Here is a 373-nt window from a genome sequence, read left to right on the forward strand (position 1 = left end):
GGAAGCGGAGCATCGCCGCCGGCACGCTCGGCCTCCTCCTCGCAGTGCTGGCCACCGCGGCGAGCGTGCAGGACTCCGTTGCCGGCACCGCGCTGCCCGACCGGGTCGCCGCCGACCACCCGGTATCCGCAAGGTGTGGGCCGACGGCGGCTACCGCCAGCACCTCGCCGAGCACGCCGCGACGCCGGGCATCGACATGGAGACCACCACCCGCAAGCCCGGGACCAGGGGATTGCCCCCCATATCCAAACGGTGGGCGGTCGAGCGGACCTACGGATGGCACATGCTCCGCCGCCGCCCGGCCCGCGACTGCGAAACCCTGCCCGCCCGCTCCGAAGCCGTCATCCACATCGCCATGACCGGCCTCATGGCC

The 373-nt window shown here is 73.5% G+C and carries 1 pseudogene; it reads left to right on the forward strand.

The window, feature by feature from the left end:
* Nucleotides 1–373, forward strand: a pseudogene (locus tag IF89_RS49535) (transposase); the annotation flags it as partial.

Source organism: Streptomyces sp. NRRL F-2664, assembly GCF_000719345.1.
In the GTDB taxonomy this organism is placed as follows: Bacteria; Actinomycetota; Actinomycetes; order Streptomycetales; family Streptomycetaceae; genus Streptomyces.